Source organism: Streptomyces sp. AM6-12, from assembly GCF_044327085.1.
GTDB lineage: Bacteria > Actinomycetota > Actinomycetes > Streptomycetales > Streptomycetaceae > Streptomyces.
Genome location: NZ_JBIQWN010000001.1, coordinates 309,631 through 329,983, shown reverse-complemented (window position 1 = coordinate 329,983; position 20,353 = coordinate 309,631). Strand labels below are relative to the sequence as shown.

Here is a 20,353-nt window from a genome sequence, read left to right as displayed (position 1 = left end):
GACCCGACGACCATGACGTCTTCGACCCCTTCGACCCCCTCGAACCCTTCCGACTCCGCGGACTCCGCGAACTCCTCGGACCCCGCGAACTCCTCCGGTGCCGCCCGGCCCGCCCGCTCCGCCCGGACCTCCCGGCGGGACCGCGCCGAGGCGCTGCCCGAGCAGATGCGCGAGGCGCTGCGGCGGCGGCTCGCCGGCCGGGCCGGCGGCACCGCCCCGGCCGCCCGGCAGGGCATCCCGCGCGCCGACCGGGACCGCCCGCTGCCGCTGTCCTTCGCCCAGCAGCGCCTGTGGTTCCTGGACCGGCTGCGGCCCGGCGACCCCCGCTACAACAGCGCGGTCGCGGTCCGCTTCACCGGCCCGCTGGACCAGGCGGCGCTGGGTTCCGCCCTGGCCGCCGTCGTCGCCCGGCACGAGGCCCTGCGCACCACCTTCGAGGAGACCGACGGCCGCCCGGCACAGCGGGTGCACCCGGCGGCCCCGGTGCCGCTGCCCGTCCGGGACACCACCGACCTGGACACGGACCTGCGGACGGAGTACGCCCGCCCCTTCGACCTGCGGCACGGGCCGCTGCTGCGCGCCCTGCTGCTGCGCGAGTCCGCCGACGCGCACGTCCTGCTGCTGACGGCCCATCACATCGTCACCGACGGCTGGTCCATGGGCGTCGTCCTGGACGAGCTGTGCACCGCCTACGACGCCCTCGCCCGGGGCGCCGCACCCGAACTGCCGCCGGTGGCCACGCAGTACCCGGACTTCGCGGTGTGGCAGCGCGAACAGCTCTCGGGCCTCCGCCTGGAGCGCCAACTCGCGCACTGGAAGGAGCGGTTGACCGGCGCCGTGGCACCGGAGCTGCCCCTGGACCGGCCGCGGCGCGGCGAGGAGGCGGGCACCGGCGCCGTCCACACCTTCACCGTCCCCGCCGCGCTCGCCACCCGGCTGCGCGACCTCGCCCGTGAGCAGCACAGCACCCTGCACACCGCCCTGGTCGCGGCCACCCAGGCCCTGCTGGCCCGCTGGTCGGGACAGGACGACATCACCGTCGGCTCCCTCACCCCCGGCCGCTCCCGCACCGAGCTGGAACGCACCGTCGGTTTCTTCGTGAACACCGTCGTGCTGCGCACCGCGGTGGACCGTTCCGGCTCGTTCCGCGAGCTGCTGGCGCGGGCCGCCGACACGGTCAACGACGCCTTCGCGCAAGGCGACACACCGTTCGAACGGGTCGTGGAGGCGGTCGGCGCCCCCCGCGAGGCCGGCCGGAACCCGCTGTTCGACGTCCTCGTCCTGCTGCACCCCGACCCGCCCGCCGCGACCGCCCCGCACGGACTCGCCACCACCCCGGTCGGCGTGCCCCGGCAGGCGGCCACCTTCGACCTGAGCGTGGAGTTCGTCCCCGAGGGCGAGGGCCTGACCGGGCTGCTGGAGTACCGCACCGACCTGTTCGACGCGGCCACGGCCGAGCGGCTGGCCGGGCAGTGGCTCCGCCTGCTGGAGGGCGCGACCGCCGCCCCGGACCGGCCGCTGGGCACCCTGCCCCTGCTGTCCGAGGCGGAGACCCGCCAGGTCCTCGCCCACGGGAACGCGGGGACGCACCACCCCGAGCCCGACGCCCTGCACCCGCGGCTGTTCGAGCGCCGCGCCGCCCGCACCCCGGGCGCCCTCGCCCTCGTCGCGGGCGGCGAACGGCTCGACTACGCCACCCTCAACGCGCGCGCCAACCGGCTCGCCCACCACCTCATCGCCCGCGGCGCCGGCCCCGAGCGGCTGGTCGCGCTGCGGCTGCCGCGCACCGCCGACATGATCACCGCGATCCTCGCCGTGTGGAAGTCCGGCGCCGGCTACCTCCCGCTCGACCCCGCCCTGCCCGAGGAACGCGTCCGGTACCTGCTGGACGACACCCGTCCCGCCCTGCTGCTGGACGAAGACGCCCTGCGCGCCGTACCCGCGACCGCCCCGGACACCGACCCGACCGACGCCGACCGGCGCGCCCCGCTGGACGGGGAGCACACCGCGTACGTCATCCACACCTCCGGCTCCACCGGCCGCCCCAAGGGGGTCGCCGTGTCACACCGCGCGGCGGCGCACCTGCTCGCCGCGCACCGGGCGGGCTTCGTCGCCGAGGCGGGCGGCGGCCCGCTGCGCGTCGCGCTCACCGCGTCGTTCTCCTTCGACACCTCCCTGGAGGGCGTGCTGCTGATGGCCGACGGCCACCCGCTGCACCTGGTCGACGAGGTGACCCGGATGGACCCGGCCGCCCTGGTCGAGTACGTCGTCGAGCACCGCGTCGACTTCCTCGACGTCACCCCCTCCTACCTGCGGCAGCTGCTTCCCGCCGGACTGCTCACCGACCCCCGGCACCACCCCCGCGTCCTCATGCTCGGCGGCGAGGCGGTCGGCCCCGCGCTGTGGCGGGAGCTGGCCGCCCACCCCGACGTGACCGCCCACAACTTCTACGGCCCCACCGAGTGCACCGTCGACGCGCTGTCCTGCCGCATCGACGGCGGGGACCGCCCGCTGGTGGGCCGGCCGCTGCCCGGCGTGCGGGCCTACGTCCTGGACGACCGGCTCCAGCCGGTGCCGCCCGGCGTCGGCGGCGAGCTGTACCTCGCGGGCCCCCAGCTCGCCCGCGGCTACACCGGCCGGCCGGGCCTGACCGCCGCCCGGTTCCTGCCCGACCCGTACGGCCCGGCGGGCACCCGCATGTACCGCACCGGCGACCTCGCCCGCTGGACCGCCGACGGCCGCGTCGACTACCTGGGGCGCGCCGACGACCAGGTCAAGGTGCGCGGCCACCGCATCGAGCCCGGCGAGATCGAGGCCGCCCTGCTGGCGCTGGACGGCATCGCCGCCGCCGCGGTCGTGGCCGCACCCGACGCGCACGGCCACACCCGCCTCGCCGCCTACGTCGTCCCCGCGCCCGGCGCCCCCCGGCCCGCCCCCGCCGAGCTGCGGGCCGCCCTGCGCCGCGTGCTGCCGGACGCCTGGGTGCCGTCCTCCTTCACTGCCCTGGCCGCGCTGCCGCTGACCACCAGCGGCAAGCTGGACCGCCGCGCCCTGCCCGCCCCCGAAACCCTGGAGACGGAAAGGGAGTTCGTTGCCCCCCGCACCCCCGAGGAGGAGACCCTGGCGGCCGTGTGGGCCGAGGTGCTCGGCGTGGACCGGGTGGGCGTCACCGACAACTTCTTCGAGCTGGGCGGCGACTCCATCCTGAGCATCCAGGCCGTCTCCCGTGCCCGCGCCGCCGGGCTGCGGATCGGCTCCCAGGACGTCTTCCGGCACCAGACGGTCGCCGACCTGGCCGCCGCCGCGACCCCTCGCACCGACGTCGCCCGGGCACCCCGGCGCCCGCACCGGGAGGGGCCCGCCCCGCTCACCCCCGTCCAGGAGTGGTTCTTCGCCACGCACGGCCCGCTGCGGCACTTCAGCATGTCGATGCTGCTCGACCTGCCGCACGACCTCGACGAGCGGGCCCTGGAGGAGGCACTGGCCGCCCTGGTGGCCCAACACCCCGCCCTGCGTACCCGCTTCACCCGCTCCGGCGACACCTGGCTCCAGCACCCCGGCCCCGCCCCGGACGGCCCGCTGCTGACCCGGCACGCCCCCGGCACCCGGCCCGCCGAGGCCGCGGCGGCGGCCCGCGCGGCCCTCGACCCGACCACCGGCACCCTGCTGCGCGCCGCCCTGCTCACCGGCACAGAACGCCCCCGCCTCTTCCTCACCGCCCACCATCTGGCCGTCGACAGCGTCTCCTGGCGCATCCTGCTCTCCGGCCTGGCGGACGCCTACCGGCAGGCGGCGGCGGGGGAGGAGCCCCGGCCGGAGCCCGAGCACACCGCGTTCGCCGACTGGGCGCGCGAACTCGCCGACCGGGTACGGGCCGGCGGCCTGGACGACGACCTGCCCCACTGGACGCGGGAGGTGGCCGAGCCCCGCACCCCGCTCCCCGTCGACCTGCCCGGCACCCCGCTCGCCGGGTCCGTGCGCACCGTCCGCACCCGGCTGGACCGCACCACCACCGAGGCGCTGCTGCGACGGGTGCCGGCGGCCTACCGCACCCAGGTCAACGACGTGTTGCTGAGCGCGCTGGGCCGGGTGCTCGCCGACTGGACGGGCACGGACCGGGTGACCGTCGCGCTGGAGGGCCACGGCCGCGAGGAGGACCTGGCCGAGGGCGCCGACCTGTCCCGCACGGTGGGCTGGTTCACCACCCAGTACCCGGTCACCCTGACCCCGGCCGGACCGGACGACTGGGGGAGCACCCTCAAGGCCGTCAAGGAGCGGCTGCGGTCCGTGCCCCGCCGCGGCCTCGGCTACCAGGCCCTCGCCCACCTCGGCTCACCCCGGCCGGAAGCCCGCGCCCTGGGCGAACTCCCGCTGCCCCAGGTGTGCTTCACCTACCACGGTCAGTGGGAGGCGCCCGGCGGCGGCGACTTCGCGCCCACCGCCGACGTACCCGGCCCGGACACCGACCCCGGTGAGCCGCTCGACCACCTGCTGGACGTGTCCGCGCTGGTCGCCGACGGCGAGCTGGAGATCACCTGGCACTACAGCGACCAGGTGCACCGGGCCGCCACCGTCGAGCGGCTGGCCGACGGCATGGTCCGGGCCCTCGGCGCCATCGCCGACCACTGCGCGCGGCCCGGCGCGGGCGGCCGTACCCCCTCCGACTTCCCGCTGGCCCGCCTCGACCAGGCCGGTGTGGACCGCCTCGCCGGTGACGGCCGGGACATCGAGGACCTGCTGCCGCTCACCCCGCTCCAGGAGGGCATGCTCTTCCACCGGCTGGTCGGCGGACCGGACGACGTGTACCTCGACCAGGCCGCGCTGCTCCTGGAGGGCGTCACCGACCCCGGCGCCCTCGCCCTGGCCTGGCAGCGGGTCACCGACCGCACCCCCGCCCTGCGCACCAGCGTGGTGTGGGAGGACGTACCCGTCCCGCTCCAGGTCGTGCACCGCCGGGTCACCGTGCCCGTCGAGCAGGTGGACTGGCGGGAGCCGGCCGCGGCGGAGCGGGACACGCGGTGGGAGCGGCTGCGCGCCGACGACCTCGCGCGCGGACTCGACCTTACGGCCGCCCCGCTGATGCGGCTCACCCTCGTCCGACTGCCCGGCGACCGGCTGCACCTGCTGTGGACCTCCCACCACCTCATCCTGGACGGCTGGAGCCTCGCCCAGGTCCTCACCGACGTGTTCGCCGAGTACACGGCGCTGACCACCGGCACCCCGCACCGGCCCCCGGCCCGCCGCCCGTTCGGCGACTACGTGCGCTGGCTCGCCGGACAGGACGGCGCGGCGGCCCGCGCGCACTGGCGGGACGTCCTCGCCGGGTTCGCCACGCCCACCCCGCTGCCCGCCGACCGCCCCCGGCGCCCCGGCCACGAGACCCGCTCCGCGGGCCTGCACACCGCCGGACTCTCCGCCGAGGTCTCCGCGCGCCTCGCCCGCACCGCCCGCGCCGCCGGACTCACCCTCTCCACCGTGGTGCAGGGCGCCTGGGCGCTGCTGCTGTCCCGCTACAGCGCCGAACCGGACGTGCTGTTCGGCACCACCGTCTCCGGGCGTCCCGACGACCTGCCCGGCGTCGAGTCGATGGTCGGCATGTTCATCAACACCCTGCCCACCCGTGTCCGCGTGGACGGCCGCCGTACCGCCACCGCATGGCTCCGGGAACTCCAGGAAGCACAGGCGGACGCACGCCGGTTCGCCGCGGTGTCGCTGGCCGAACTGACCGCGCTGAGCGACGTGCCGTCCGGCAGCCCGCTGTTCGACAGCATGGTGGCCTTCGAGAACTACCCCTTCGACGAGGCCCGTTCGGCCGGCGCCGGAATACGCCTGGCGGACGTGTCCGCCCGCGACGCCACCAACTACGCCCTCGTGCTCCGCGCCTACCAGGGCGACCGGTTCGGCTTCGACCTCGCGTACGACCCGCGGCTGTTCGAACCCGCGACCGCACGGGACCTCGCCGACCGGCTGTGCCTGCTGCTCACCGAACTGGCCGACGACCCCGAGCGGCCGGTGCGCGACCTCGCCTGGACCACCGCCGCTGAACGACGGCGGATACCCGTCGAGTGGAACGGCCCCGAGGAGGGCCGGCCCGCCGACACCCTGGACGCCCTCTTCTCCGCCCAGGCCGCCCGCACCCCCGGCGCGGAGGCCGTCTGCTGCGGCGCCGACCGGCTCGACTACGCCACCCTCGACGCGCGTTCCGGACAGCTCGCCCACCGGCTCGTCGAACTCGGCGCCGGACCCGAGACGTTCGTCGCCCTGGCACTGCCCCGCTCCACCGACCTGGTCGTGGCCGTCCTCGCCGTGCTCAAGACCGGCGCCGCCTACCTGCCCGTCGACCCCCGGCAGCCCGCCGAGCGGACCCGCCAACTCCTCGCCGACGCCGCTCCGGTGGCCCTGGTGACCACCACCGGGTACGGGGACGAACCGGCCGTACCCCTCCTGCCGCTGGACGACCCCGGCGTCCGCGCCGACCTCGCCCGCCGCCCCGCCGCGGGCCCCGCCCGCCGCGCGCTGCCCGAGAGCCCCGCCTACGCCATCTACACCTCCGGCTCCACCGGCCGCCCCAAGGGCGTCGTCGTGCCGCACGCCAACGTGGTCCGGCTGTTCACCCGCACCCGGCACTGGTTCGGCTTCGGCCCCGACGACGTGTGGACGCTGTTCCACTCCTACGCCTTCGACTTCTCCGTGTGGGAGCTGTGGGGCCCGCTGCTGCACGGCGGCCGGCTGGTGATCGTCCCCGAGGACACCGCCCGCTCCCCGGAGGACTTCCTGCGGCTGCTCGCCGACGAACGGGTCACCGTCCTCAACCAGACCCCCTCCGCGTTCTACCCGCTGGCGCGGGCCGACGCCGAACTCCCTGACGTCAGCGCCCGCTTGGCCCTGCGCACGGTGATCTTCGGCGGTGAGGCGCTGGACGTGGACCGGCTCGCCGACTGGTACACCCGCCACCCGGACACCGCGCCGCGCCTGGTGAACATGTACGGCATCACCGAGACCACCGTGCACGTCACCTACGCCCCGCTGGACCGCTCGACCGCCCGCACCGGTGCCGCCAGCCCCATCGGCACCGGCATCCCGGACCTGCGGGTCCACGTGCTGGACGAGCTGCTGCGGCCCGTGCCGCCCGGCGCTGTCGGGGAGCTGTTCGTCGCCGGCGAGGGCCTGGCGCGCGGCTACCTGAACCGGCCCGGCCTCACGGCCACCCGGTTCCTCGCCGACCCGTTCGGGCGGCCCGGCACCCGCATGTACCGCACCGGGGACCGGGCCCGGCGGCGCGCCGACGGCTCGCTTGAGTACCTCGGCCGCGCCGACCAGCAGGTGAAGATCCGCGGCTACCGCATCGAGCCCGGCGAGATCGAGGCCGCCCTGCACCGCCACCCGCGGGTGGGCGCCGCCGCCGTCGGCGTGTACGAGGACACCGCCGGCACCCGCCGCCTGGTCGCCCACGTCGTCGGCACCGGCACCGGCGAGCGCACCGCCCCGCCCCCGCCCGCCGCCGAACTCCGCGCCCACCTGGAGTCGTTGCTGCCCGCGCACATGGTGCCGGCGGCCTACGTGCCGATGGCCGCGCTGCCGCTCACCGTGAACGGCAAGCTCGACCGGCGCGCCCTGCCCGCGCCCGGCCCCGACGGCTTCGCCGCGGACCGCGCCCGCACCCCCCTGCGCACCCGCGCCGAACAACTGGTCGCCGCCGCCTGGACGGACGTCCTGGACACCGACGAGGTCGGCGCCGACGACGACTTCTTCGCCCTCGGCGGCGACTCCATCCTCGCCGTACGGGTCACCTCCCGGCTGCGCGCCGCCTTCGGCACGGATGTCTCACCCCGGCTGCTGTTCACCCACCCCACGCTGTCCCGCCTCGCCGCCGCGCTCGGCGAACCGGACGGCGCGCACCGCGCCGACGCCATCCCGGCCCTCGCCCCGGACGCCCCCGCACCCCTGTCGTACGCGCAGCAACGCCTCTGGTTCCTCGACCGGTTCGAACCCGGCAGCACCGAATACACCACCCTGTCCGCGCTGCGGCTGCGCGGCCCGCTCGACACCGCCGCCCTCGGCGCCGCCCTGGACGGCCTCGTCGCCCGGCACGAGGCCCTGCGCACCACGTTCGCCGAAGTCGACGGCCAGGCACGGCAGATCGTCCACCCGGCGCGGCCCGTCGACCTGCCGGTGACCGACCTCCCGGACCCCACGGCCCTGGACGGCTTCCTGGAGCGCGTGGCCGCCGCCCCCTTCGACCTGGCCTCCGGGCCGCTGCTGCGCGCCCGCCTGGCCCGGCTGGCCGCCGACGACCACGTACTCGTCCTGGCCGTGCACCACATCGTCACCGACGGCTGGTCCGTCGGCGTGCTCGGCCGGGACCTGGGCGAGCTGTACGCGGCGGCCCTGGAGAACCGCGGGCCCCACCTGCCCGCGCTGCCCGTCCGCTACGCCGAGCACGCCGCCTGGCAGCGGGCCCGCGCCGACCGGGCCGAGGCCGAACTCGCCCACTGGCGGGCGGTCCTGGACGGCGTCACCCCGCTGGAGCTGCCCACCGACCGCCCGCGCCCGGCCGTCCGCACCCGCGACGGCGACCTGGTGACCTTCACCCTGCCGGCCGCGCTCACCGAGCGGCTGCGCGAACGCGGACGGCAGGCCGACGCCACCCTGTACATGACCCTGGTGACGGCCTGTCAGGTACTGCTCGCGCGCTGGGCCGGGCAGGAGGACGTCACCGTCGGCACCGTGACCGCGGGGCGCGACCGGCCCGAACTGCACGACGTGGTCGGCATGTTCGTCAACACCCTGGTGCTGCGCTCCCGGATCCGGCCCGAACTGCCCTTCCGCGAGCTGCTGTCCGAGGTCCGCGCGACCGTCCTGGACGCCTTCGCCCACCAGGAGGTGCCCTTCGAGAGGGTGGTGGACGCCGTACAGCCCGAGCGGGACACCAGCCGCACCCCGCTGTTCCAGGTCATGGTCGCCCTGCACAACCTGGACGCCGAGCCGCCCCGGCTGCCCGGCCTGACCGCCGAGCCCGTCACCCCGCCGGTCCGCACCGCCACCTTCGACCTGGCCTTCGACTTCGTGGAGAGCGACGGCGGCCTGACCGGCTACCTGGAGTACAACACCCAACTCTTCGACCGCGACACCGCCGAGCGCCTCGCCGGCCGGCTGCGCGTCCTGCTGGAGGCCGCCGCCGCGTCCCCGGAACAGCCCGCCGGCGCGCTGCCCTTGATGACCGCCGCCGAACGCGAGCAGGTGCTCCGGCAGGGCGAGGGCGCCCGGCTGCCCGACCCGGACACCACCTTCCCCGCCCTGTTCGAGGCACGGGCCGCCCGCACCCCGCACCACACCGCGCTGGTCGCCCGCGACACCACCCTGGACTTCGCCACGCTGAACGAGCGCGCCAACCGGCTCGCCCACCACCTCATCGAGCGGGGCGCCGGCCCCGAGGACGTCGTCGCCGCCCGGCTGCCACGGACCTCCGAACAGGTGGTGGCACTGCTCGCGGTCGCCAAGGCCGGTGCCGCCCTGCTCAGCCTCGACCCCGAACTCCCGCCGGACCGCGCTGAGTTCCTGCTGTCCGACGCCCGCCCGCACACCCTGCTCACCGACCTCGGCGCGGTGCCCTGGGACCGGCTGCCCGCCCACGACCCGACCGACGCTGACCGCGTCCGGCCCCTGCTGCCCCGCCACACCGCCTACGTCATCTACACCTCCGGCTCCACCGGCCGCCCCAAGGGCGTCGCCGTCGAACACCGGCAGCTGGTCAACCTGTGCCACGACCACGAGAGAGGTCTGCTCGCCCCGCACACCGCGGACGGCCGCCGGCTGCGGGCCGCGCTCAGTGCCTCCTTCTCCTTCGACACCTCCTGGGAAGGGCCGCTGCTGCTCGCCCTCGGCCACGAGGTGCACCTCATCGACGAGGACGTACGCCTGGACCCCGAGGCCTTCTGCGCCCACGTCGCCGAGCGCCGCCTCGACCTGGTCAACGTCACCCCGTCCTTCCTGCGCGAGCTGACCTCCGCCGGCCTGCTGGCCGCCGACCGCCACCACCCGGAGCTGCTGCTCGTCGGCGGCGAGGCCGTCACCCCGGCCGACTGGCGCGAACTCGTGCGGCTGGAACGCGAGTTGGACATCGCGGTGTACAACATGTACGGGCCCACCGAGTGCACCGTCGACGCCGTCTACGGCCGCTGCGCGGACCGCCCCGACCGGCCCGTCATCGGCCGCCCCGGCGGCAACCTGCGCGCCTACGTGCTCGACGGCGCCCTGCGGCCGGTGCCGCCCGGCGTGCCCGGCGAGCTGTACCTGGCCGGCGCCCAGGTGGCCCGCGGCTACCTGAACCGGCCCGGACTCACCGCCGCCCGCTTCCTCGCCGACCCGTTCGGGGCGCCCGGCGAGCGGATGTACCGCACCGGGGACCGGGCCCGCTGGGACCGGGACGGGCTGCTGGAGTTCCTCGGCCGGGTGGACGAACAGGTCAAGATCCGCGGGTTCCGCATCGAGCCCGGCGAGGTGGAGGCCGCCCTCCTCGGTCACCCGGACATCGCCGACGCCGCGGTCGCCGCCCGCGAACACGCCGGACGCACCGTGCTCGTCGGCTACGTGGTGCCGGCCGGCGACCGCGTCCCGTCCGCCGACGACCTGCGCCTCGCGCTGCGCCGCACCCTGCCCGACCACATGGTGCCCACCGCGTTCGTCCCGCTGGCCCGCATCCCGCGCACCACCAGCGGCAAGACAGACCGGCGCGCCCTGCCGGCCCCGCCCGCGCAGCCCGACAGCACCACCCCCTACGTCGCCCCCCGGCCCGGCACTGAGCAGCGCCTGGCCGCGATCTGGGCGCAGGTGCTCGGAGTCGAACGGGTCGGCGCCCGCGACAACTTCTTCGCGCTCGGCGGCGACTCCATCCTCAGCATCCAGATCGTCGCCCGCGCCCGGCAGGCCGGACTCGCCCTCACCACCAAGGACGTCTTCCGCCACCAGACCGTCGCCGAACTCGCCCTGCGCACCGAGGAGTCGGCGCCCCGCCCGGCCGCCGCCGAGCTGACCGGGGAGGCACCCCTCACCCCGATCCAGCGCTGGTACCTGGACGGCCGCGACCCCGGCGGGTCCCTCCGTTTCACCATGACCCAGCGCCTCGAACTCGCCCCGGACACCGCCGAAGAGACCGTCCGCGCGGCCGTCGACGCCCTCGTACGCCACCACGCGGCGCTGCGCACCCGGTTCCGCAACACCGCGGACGGCTGGCGCCAGGAAGCCCTGCCGCAGGCACCCGACGGCGTCTTCAGCCGCCACGACGCGGCCCGGCTCACCGGCGCCGCGCTGGAGGCCGAGGTCCAGCGGCTCACCGACGAGGCGCAGTCCGGACTCGACCCCCGCGAAGGCCGCGTGCTGCGCGTCCTGTTCTTCGACCGGGGACCGCGCCGGGCTCCGCAACTCATCATCACCGCGCACCACTTGGTGATCGACGGCGTCTCCTGGCGCATCCTGCTGGCCGACCTGGAGACCGCCCACCGTGCGACGGCGGCCGGACGCCCCGTCGAACTCCCCGCCACCGGCACCTCCTTCGGGCACTGGGCCACCCGGCTCGCGGAGCACACCCGCTCCGGCGCGCTGGACGGCGACCTGGACTACTGGACCCGTACCGCCGCCGCCCCCGCCGCCCTGCCCGCGGGCCGGCCCGGCGCCAACACCCACGGCACCGCCGCCACCCTCACGGTCACCCTGGACGCCGCGACCACCGACGCGCTGCTGCGCAAGGTCCCCGAGTGCTACCGCACCCAGGTCAACGACGTCCTGCTCAGCGCCCTCGGCCGCACCCTGGCCCGCTGGTGCGGGCGCGACACCGTGCTGCTCGGCGTGGAGGGACACGGCCGGGAGGACCTGTTCGAGGACGTCGACCTGTCGCGGACCGTCGGCTGGTTCACCGCCGAGTACCCGCTCGCCCTCACCGCCGCCCCGGACGCCGGATGGCACGACACCCTCCGCGCGGTCAAGGAGCAACTGCGCGCGGTCCCGCGGCACGGGCTGAGCCACGGCGCCCTGCGCCACCTCGTCCCCGGCAGCCCGCTGACCGCAGCCCCGGCCCCGCAGGTCGGCTTCAACTACCACGGCCAATGGGACACCGGCACCGGCTCCGGCGGCCTGGTCCGCGGCGCCCTGCCCCCGGCCGGCCGGGACACCGACCCGGACGAACCCCGCCCCTACCTGCTGGACATCACCGGAGTCGTCCAGGACGGCCGGCTGGAGTTCGGCTGGACCTACCCGGCGGCGGTCTACGACGAGGACACCGTCCGCGGGCTCGCCGAGGAGACACTGGCCGCCCTGCGGGACATCGTGGCGCACTGCGCCCTGCCCACCGCGGGCGGCCGCACCCCCTCCGACTTCCCGCTCGCCGGCCTCGACCAGGACCGGCTGGACCGGCTGGTCGGCACCGGACGCGACATCGAGGACGTCCTGCCGCTCACCCCGCTCCAGTCCGGCATGCTGTTCCACGGCCTCGTGGACACCGAGCACGCCTACGCCGACCGCACGGCCGTACGCCTGGCCGGCGTGGCCGACCCGCGGGCCTTCGCCGCCGCCTGGCAGCAGGTCGCGGACCGCACCCCGGCCCTGCGCACCTCCGTGCACTGGCACGGCCTGCCCCACCCGGTGCAGGTGGTCCACCGGCACGCCGAACTGCCCGTCACCCGGCTCGACTGGCGCGCCCTGACACCCGCACAGCGCGCCGAGGCCACCGAGCGGCTGCTCGCCGAGGACCGCGCGGCCGGCATGGACCTCACCACCGCCCCGCTCACCCGGCTCACCCTCGCGGCCCTGCCCGGCGACGAGGTGCTGCTGGTGTGGTCCACCCACCACATCGTCCTCGACGGGTGGAGCACCGGGCAGCTCCTCACCGAGGTGTGCGAACGGTACGCGGCCCTCACCGGCGGCCCGGACCAAGCGCCCCCGGTCAGGCGGCCGTTCGCGGACTTCCTGCACTGGCTCGCCGCCCAGGACGAGCCGGCGGCCGAACGGCACTGGGCCGAGGCGCTGGCCGGGTTCACCGGCCGCACCCCGCTGCCGTACGACCGCACGCCCGCCGAGGCCCACCGCGCCCGCTCGGCCGCCGCCGTCCACCACGAGCTGGACGCGGACGTCTCGCGCCGGCTGCGGGAGAGCGCCGCACGCGCCGGACTCACCGTCAACACCGTCCTGGAGGGCGCCTGGGCGCTGCTGCTGGCCCGCTCCAGCGGCCGGGACGACGTGGTGTTCGGCACGACCGTCTCCGGCCGCCCGGCCGAACTGCCCGGCGTCGAAGGCATGATCGGCATGTTCATCAACACCGTGCCGACCCGCGTCCGCGTGCCCGCCGGGCCGGTCCTGCCGTGGCTGCGCGCCATCCAGGAGCGGGGGAGCGACGCCCGCCGCTTCGACTTCCTCGCGCTGCCGCGCATCCAGGCGGTGAGCGAGGTCCCGCCCGGCGAGCCGCTGTTCGACAGCATGGTGGTGTTCGAGAACTACCCCGTGGACGAGTCGGCGACGGCCCGTACCGGCGTCCGGGTGGAGGAGGTGCGCGCGGACGACGCCACCACCTTCCCCTGGTGCCTGCGCGCCCACCTCGGCGAACGGCTCGCCTTCGATCTCGCCTACGACCCCGCCCTGTTCGACCCCGGCACCGCCGAGCGCGCCGCGGACCGCCTGGCCACGCTGCTGGCGGAACTCGCCGACGGGTTCGACAGCGACCTGGCCGGCCTCGACCTGCTCACCCCGGCCGACCGCGAACTGCTCGCCGCCTGGAACACCACCGCCCGCCCGGCCGCCCCGCGCAGCCCGGTCGACCTGTTCACCGAGCAGGCCCGCCGCAGCCCCGACGCGATCGCGGTGCAGGACGGCGACCGGGAACTGACCTACCGGCAGCTGCACGACTGGGCCGCAGCGCTGGCCGGCCGGCTGCGCGCCGACGGCCTGGCGGCCGAGGACCGGGTGGCACTGCTGCTGGACCGCTCCGCCGAACTCGTCGTCGCCCAGCTCGCCGTGCTCATGGCCGGCGGCGCCTACCTGCCCCTCGACGGCCGCGCCCCCGAGGACCGCCGCCGGGCCCTGCTCGCGCAGGCCGGCGCGACGTCCCGCCTCACCACCACCGACGTGACCGCCGCCTACCCCAACCCCACGGCCACGGCCCCGGCCGCCGGCCTCACTGGCACCGGCCCCGCCACGAACCCGCTCCCGGACGCCGACCCCGATCGGCTGGCCTACGTGATGTTCACCTCCGGGTCCACCGGCCGGCCCAAGGCGGTGGCGGTACGGCACCGGGACGTGGCCGCGCTGGCCACCGACAGCCGGTTCGCCGACGGCGTGTGCGACCGGGTGCTGCTGCACTCGCCGGTCGCCTTCGACGCCGCCACCTTCGAGGTGTGGGCGCCGCTCCTCAACGGCGGCCGGGTGGTCGTCGCCCCGGCCCAGGGCGTGGACGCCACCCTGCTGCGCCGGCTCGCCGGCGACGGCGGGCTGACCGCGCTGTGGCTGACCGCCGGACTGTTCCGGCTGCTCGCCCAGGACGCCCCCGACTGCTTCCGCGGCCTGCGGCAGGTGTGGACCGGCGGTGACGTGGTGCCCGCCACGGCCGTGCGCCGGGTCCTCGGCGCCTGCCCCGGCCTGACCGTGGTCGACGGCTACGGCCCCACCGAGACGACGACGTTCGCGACGTCGTTCGCGCTCGCCGACCCGGATGCGGTGCCCGGCACCGTGCCCATCGGCCGCCCGCTGGACGACCTGCGCGTCCACATACTCGACGCCCGGCTGCGGCCCGTACCGCCGGGCTGCGCGGGCGAGCTGTACCTGGCCGGGGAAGGCGTCGCCCGCGGCTACCTGGGCCGCCCCGGCGACACCGCGGCCCGGTTCCTCGCCGACCCGTCCGGCGCGCCGGGCGAACGGATGTACCGCACCGGCGACCTGGCCCGCAGGCGCCCGGACGGCACCGTCGAATTCCTCGGCCGCGCCGACGACCAGGTCAAGATCCGGGGCTTCCGGGTGGAACCCGGCGAGGCCGAGGCCGCGCTCGCCGCCCACCCGGACGTCACCGACGTCACCGTGGTGGCCCGCGAGGACCGGCCGGGCGTCAAGCGGCTCGTGGCCTACGTCGTCGGACCGGCCGCACACGACCCGGAGGAGCTGCGGGCCTTCGCCGCCCGGTCCCTGCCCGACTACCTCGTCCCCGCCGCCTTCGTGCCGCTCGCCGCCCTCCCGCTGAGCCGCAACGGCAAGGTCGACCGGGCCGCCCTGCCCGCGCCCGAGGCCCGGCCGGACGGCGCGCGGGTGGCACCCCGCACCGAGGCCGAACGCCGCACGGCGGCCGTCTTCGGCGAGGTGCTGGGCAGCGAACCCCCCGGCGCGGAGGACGACTTCTTCCAGCTGGGCGGCGACTCGATCCTCAGCATCCGCCTCGCCTCCCGCCTCGCCGAGGTCTTCGACACCGAGGTCACCCCCCGCGCGGTGTTCACCCACCCCACCCCGGCCGCGCTGGCCCGCCTGCTCGGCCAACGGCAGGGCTCCGGCCGCCCGGCCCTCGTCCCCGTGACCAGGGACGCCGTGGCACCGATGTCCCACGCCCAGCAACGCCTGTGGTTCCTGCACGAGTTCGAGCCCGGCGGCGCCGAGTACGTCACCGCGCTCGCCCTGCGGCTGCGCGGCACCCTGGACACCGGCGCGCTCCGCGCGGCCCTCGCCGCCGTGACGGCCCGGCACGAGTCGCTGCGCACCACCTTCGACAGCGTCGACGGACACGGCATCCAACGCGTCCACCCGCCGCGTCAGGTCCCGCTGCCGGTGCACGACCTGACCGGGCTCGCCGCAAACGCGCGGGAACCCGAGCTGCGCCGCCTGCTCGCCGCCGACCGCGCCCGCCCGTTCGACCTGCGCGAGGGCCCGCTGCTGCGCACCGCCCTGGTCCGGTTCGCCGACGACGACCACGTGCTCACCCTCGCCCTGCACCACATCGTCACCGACGGCTGGTCCACCTCCGTCCTGCTCGGCGACCTCGCCCACTACTACCGGGCCGAACTCGGCGCCCCGCAGCCGCCGTTGCCGCCACTGCCGGTGCAGTACGCCGACTACGCGCACTGGCAGCGCACCACCGGGGACGCCGGCGCGGACGAGCACCTCGCCTACTGGAAGGAGCACCTGGCCGGCACCGCGCCGCTGGAGCTGCCCACCGACCGGCCCCGGCCGCCGGTGCGCACCAGCGCCGGCGCCACCGCCCGGCTGGTGGTGCCCGCCCCGACCGTCCACGGCCTGACCCGGCTCGCCCGCGACCACGGGACCACCCTCTTCACCACGCTCGTCGCCGCCGCCCAGGCCTACCTGGCCCGGCTCTCCGGCGCCGAGGACATCGCCGTCGGCACCGTCACCTCCGGCCGCGACCGGCCCGAGACGCAGGCCCTCGTCGGGTTCTTCGTGAACACCCTGGTGCTGCGCTCACGGGCCGAGGCGGGGGCGCCCTTCTCCGGGTTCCTCATCGCCGTACGGGAGACCGTCCTGGACGCCTTCGCCCACCAGGACGTGCCCTTCGAGCGGGTCGTCGACGAGGTGCAGCCGGTCCGGGACACTAGCCGCAGCCCGCTGTTCCAGGTCATGGTCGTCCTCCAGAACACCCCCGCCGCAGGCCTCGACCTGCCGGGACTGGACGTCACCGACGTCGAACCCGACTCGGACCAGGCCGCGTTCGACCTCACCCTGGAGTTCGCCGAGACCGGCTCCGGGGAACTGCACGGCCTGCTCACCTACAACACCGACCTGTTCGACCCGGCGACGGCCGAGCGGATGGCCCGCCAGCTCGGCACCCTGCTGCACGCCGTCGCCGCCGACCCGGACCGCCCGCTGGGCGCCCTGCCGCTGGCCTCCGACGCCGAGCTGACGGCGCTCCTGGACCAGGGCCGGGGCACCTTCCGGCCGGTGCCCGAGCGGACCCTGCCCGAGCTGTTCGAACGGCAGGCGGCCCGCACCCCGGACGCGGTCGCGCTGCTGGACGGCGACCGGGAGCTGAGCTATGCCGAGGTGGACCGGGCGGCCAACCGGCTCGCCCACCGGCTGATCCGGGACGGCGTCGGACCCGAGCGGGTGGTGGCCCTGGCGCTGCCCCGCTCGGCGGCGACCGTCGTGGCCCAGCTCGCCGTCACCAAGGCCGGCGGCGCCTTCCTCCCCGTCGATCCGAACTACCCCGAAGAGCGCCGGGAGTTCATGCTCCGGGACGCGGGCGCCCACCTGGTCCTCGACGACCCGGCCGAGGTCTGGACGGCCGACGGGCCGGACACGGCACCCACGGACGCCGACCGCGCCCGCGCGCTGACCCCCGCCCACCCCGCCTACGTCATCTACACCTCCGGCTCCACCGGCACACCCAAGGGCGTCGTCGTCACCCACCGGGGACTGGCCTCCTTCGCCGCCGCGGCCGCCGAGCAGTACGAAGCCGGGCCCGGCGACCGGGTGCTCCAGTTCGCCTCGCCCAGCTTCGATGCCTCCGTGCTGGAGCTGTGCGTCTCCCTGCTCGCCGGGGCCGCGCTGGTGACCGGCGAGGAAGGCCCGCTGGTCGGGGAGCGGCTGGCCGAGGTGCTCGCCGTACGGCGCGTCAGCCACGCCCTGATCCCGCCCGCCGCGCTCGCCACCGTCGGGCCGGAGACCGCCGCCGCCCTGCCCGGCCTGCGCACCCTCATCGTGGGCGCGGAGGCGTGCCCGGCCGACCTCGTCGCCGCCTGGGCACCCGGCCGCCGCATGATCAACTCGTACGGCCCCACCGAGGCGACCGTCGTCGCCACCTGGACCGGACCGCTCACCCCCGGCACCGGCGCGCCCCCCATCGGCCGCCCGTCCGGACACACCCGCGTCCGCGTGCTCGACGCCGCCCTGCGCCCCGTACCGCCCGGCGTCACCGGGGAGCTGTACATCGCCGGACCCGGCCTCGCCCGCGGCTACCTGGGCCGGCCCGGGCTCACCGCCCGGCAGTTCGTGGCCGACCCGTTCGGCGGGCCGGGGGAGCGGATGTACCGCACCGGGGACCTGGTCCGCTGGACCGCCGACGGCCTGCTCCGGTTCGCCGGACGCGCCGACGACCAGGTCAAGCTGCGCGGCTTCCGCATCGAGCCCGGCGAGATCGAGAGCGCGCTGCGCACCAGCCCCCTGGTGCGGGACGCGGTGGTGGCCGTACGCGCGGGCGAGGCGCCCGGCGCACCGGACCGGCTCGTCGCCTACGTCGTACCGGCCGAGCCCCCCGCCGACGGCGGCACCCCCGGCGCCGCCCTGCCCGTCGGCGAGCTGCGGCTGCACCTCGCCGGGCTGCTGCCGCCGCACATGGTGCCCTCGGTGTTCGTCCCGCTCGACCGGCTGCCGCTCACCCCGAACGGCAAGACCGACCGGCGCGCCCTGCCGGCCCCCGGCCCTGCCCAGGCAGCCGGCGGACCGCGCACCGCGCCCCGCACCGACACCGAACGCCGCGTCGCCCGTATCTGGGCGGACGTCCTCGGCATCGAGGAGGTCGGCGCCGACGACAACTTCTTCGCGCTCGGCGGCGACTCCATCCTCAGCATGCAGGTCGTCTCACGGCTGCGCCGCGACGGACTGCACGTGGCCACCCGCGACCTGTTCACCCACCAGACCGTCGCCGAACTCGCCGCCGTCGTGCGCACCGCGCCCCGGCGGTCCGACGACGGCCCGGTGACCGGCGAGGTGCCGCTCACCCCGATCCAGGACTGGTTCCTCGGCACCCCCCGCGCCGCCCACCACCACTTCAACCAGTCGGCGCTGCTCGAACTCGACGGCGCCCCCGACCCGGCGGCGCTGCGCACCGCGCTCGACGCGCTGCTCGACCACCACGACGCGCTGCGCATGCGGTTCACCAGGGACGAGCACGGCTGGCGGCAGTTCAACCCGCCGCCCGCCCCCGGCCAGGACATCCTCGTCCGGTACGACCTGAGCGGGCTGTCCGCCGAGGACGCGGACGCCGCCATGGCGAAGGCCGCCGACGAACTGCACGCCGGCTTCGACCTCGCCCACGGCCCGCAGCTGCGCGCGGCCCTGTTCACCGGCGACCCGGACCGGCCCGTGTTCCTGCTGCTGGTCGCCCACCACCTCGTGGTGGACGCCGTCTCCTGGCGCGTCCTGCGGGACGACCTGGAGAGCGCCTACCGGCAGGCCCGCGAGGGCGGCCCGGTCACCCTGGGGGAGCGCGGCACCAGCTTCCGGGAGTGGTCCACACGGCTGTCCGCGCACGTCGCCGAGGGCGGCCTCGACCACGAACTGCCCTACTGGGAAGAGGCCGTACGATCCGCCCCCGCCCCCGCCGACCCCGCCCCCGCGGCCGACGCGGGGCCGGCCGCCACCGTGAGCGTGGAACTCGGTGAGGAGGACACCACGGCCCTGCTCCGCTCCGCGCCCACCGCCTACCGCACCCGCGTCAACGACGTGCTGCTCTCCGCCCTCGCCCTCGCACTGGCCCGCTGGACCGGGCACGACCGCATCCGCCTGGACCTGGAGGGCCACGGCCGCGAGGACCTGCTCGACGGCGTCGACCTGTCCCGCACCGTCGGCTGGTTCACCACCGTCTACCCGGTCGCCCTCCAGGTGCCCGACCCCGGCACCCTCGGCCCCGACCGCGACTGGCGGTCCCTGGTGAAGTCGGTACGGCGCCAGCTGCGCGCCGTACCCGGCAACGGCATCGGCTTCGGCGCGCTGCGCACCTTCGGTCCGCCCGAGGTCCGCGAACGCCTCGGCGCCCACGCCCACGGCCAGGTGGTGTTCAACTACCTCGGCCAGTGGGACGCCCGCCCCGAGACCGCGGACGGCGGCCTGGTCCGCGCGGAGCACGGCTCGTTCGGCCAGGACCACGACCCCCGCGACCCCGGCTCGCACCTGGTGGAGGTGGTGGGCGCCGTCCAGCACGGCCGGCTCGCCTTCACCTGGCACCACCGGCCCGCCGTCCACGACACGGCGACCGTGCGCCGGGTCGCGGAGGACTTCGCCGAGGCCCTGCGCCACCTCGCCCGGCACGCCAGGGGAGGCCGATGACGGCGTCCCCCCACGAGGCACCGCCCCGGCGTCCCGCCCGGCACGGTCCTCGCGCTCCCCGCGCCCCGACCCCCGCGGCGCATCGCCGACCCACCCGGACCGAACCGCACACGAAGGAGACCGACATGGACGAGAACACCCGCTACCAGGTGCTGCGCAACGACGAGGAGCAGTACTCCCTCTGGCCCCTCGACATCGAGATGCCCGCCGGCTGGCAGCCCGTCGGCAAGGAGGGCACCGAGGCCGAGTGCACCGCCTACGTCAACGAGGTGTGGACCGACATGCGGCCCAAGAGCCTGCGCGAGCGCATGGAGAACGCCGGCGCCTGACC

The 20,353-nt window shown here is 76.3% G+C and carries 2 protein-coding genes; both read left to right on the top strand.

Going from position 1 to position 20,353, the window contains the following annotated elements; translation table 11 throughout:
• Positions 1-12 precede the first annotated feature (12 nt).
• Positions 13-20,022 (top strand): non-ribosomal peptide synthase/polyketide synthase, encoded by a 20,010-nt coding sequence (locus ACE4Q9_RS01455; RefSeq protein WP_397982349.1) that lies wholly within the window; start codon positions 13-15, stop codon positions 20,020-20,022.
• Positions 20,023-20,147: 125 nt separating this feature from the next.
• Complete coding sequence (locus ACE4Q9_RS01450) at positions 20,148-20,351, top strand: MbtH family protein (protein WP_397982348.1); 204 nt, start codon at positions 20,148-20,150, stop codon at positions 20,349-20,351.
• Positions 20,352-20,353 lie beyond the last annotated feature (2 nt).